General features: G+C 36.0%; 2 protein-coding genes. Both read left to right on the top strand.

Translation table 11 applies throughout. The features are described 5' to 3' along the window. Positions 1-52 precede the first annotated feature (52 nt). On the top strand, positions 53-613 hold the full coding sequence (locus J0N78_RS25395; RefSeq protein ID WP_209125861.1) for a helix-turn-helix domain-containing protein: 561 nt from the start codon (positions 53-55) through the stop codon (positions 611-613). Further along, positions 511-1443 (top strand): IS3 family transposase, encoded by a 933-nt coding sequence (locus J0N78_RS25390; RefSeq protein WP_307795009.1) that lies wholly within the window; start codon positions 511-513, stop codon positions 1441-1443. The genes J0N78_RS25395 and J0N78_RS25390 overlap by 103 nt, the downstream gene beginning before the upstream one ends. Positions 1444-1472: the final 29 nt, after the last annotated feature.

Here is a 1472-nt window from a genome sequence, read left to right as displayed (position 1 = left end):
GGTACCGACCCCCAAAAGTTAGAGTAGAAAACTAACTTTTGGGGGTATTTTTATGGCCAAATATAGTGAGGAATTTAAAATAAAGCTTGTTACTGAGTATTTACATGGAGAACTTGGATATAAATTATTGGCGAAAAAATACAATATGCCCTCTCAAACACCATTACAAGATTGGGTAAGAGCCTATAAGATCCAAGGAATTGAGGGATTAAAGCGAAGAAAAGTGAACAAAGCTTATTCTATTCAATTTAAATTAGATACGATACAATTTATGATAGAGACAGGTGCTTCTTATCAGGAAACTGCTAATCAATTTAGATTGAACAATCCTTCATTAATTCACCGCTGGATGAAAACATTTAATGAACAAGGAATAGAAGGCCTGAACCTAAAGTCAAAGGGGCGACCTTCTATGTCTAAAAAACCAAACAAAAAGAAAAACGAAAATAAAAAACTGACACGTGAAGAAGAATTAGAACGAGAGAATGAATTACTAAGGCTAGAAGTAGCATACTTAAAAAAGTTGAGAGCTTTTCGGGAAAATCCGAGTGCCTTCCACGAAAAGCGCAAGCAAAGGTCGCATTCGAACTCAAAGAAGAAGGATTCCGATTAAAAGATATTCTCCTTATCGTGGGCATCCCAGAAGCAACTTACCATTACCAAGTGAAAAATTCTGGCAATGAAGATTCGGACGCAAACTTAAAAGAAATCATTACAGATCTATTTAAAAAGTTTAATGAACGTTATGGTTATAAGCGAATAACTAATGAATTAAAGAAATTAGGTCATTCCATCAACCATAAAAAAGTGTATCGCATCATGCGAGAATTGGGATTAAAATGTGTGAAATTTATGCGAAAATCCCGTAAATATAATTCTTATAAGGGGAACGTTGGAAACGTAGCGAAGAACCGATTATCACGCCGTTTTAGTACACCTATTCCTCTTCAAAAATTAGTAACCGACATTACAGAATTCAAGTGTCTAGGCGAAGAGAAGTTATATTTCAATCCGTTTCTTGACCTTTATAACGGGGAAATTGTTGCTTATGAAATTAAGAAACGTCCAACGTTAGATCTTGTCATGGAACCTTTAAAAGAAACGATAGAGATAATAAAGAATCGTGCAACCTATCGCACCACCATCCATTCCGATCAAGGCTGGCATTATCAGCACAACCAATGGGTGAGGACATTAAAGAAGAATAAAGTATTCCAAAGCATGTCACGTAAAGCAACCTGCGCAGACAACGCTTCGATGGAGAACTTCTTTGGGATCTTAAAGCAAGAAATGTATTATGGGGAAGAATTGGTAAGCTATGAAGAATTAAAAAGACGAATTGAAGAATATATCTACTGGTATAACCATGAACGATCAAAAGAAAAATTGGCTGGGATGAGTCCAGTTGAATATCGAACTCACTCCAGCCAATCAGCTGCATAATAAAACTCTAACTTTTAGGGGTAAGCACC

Source organism: Alkalihalobacillus sp. BA299 (assembly GCF_017745675.1).
Classification (GTDB): Bacteria; Bacillota; Bacilli; order Bacillales; family Bacillaceae_F; genus Alkalihalobacterium.
This window is presented reverse-complemented; position numbering and strand designations above follow the sequence as displayed.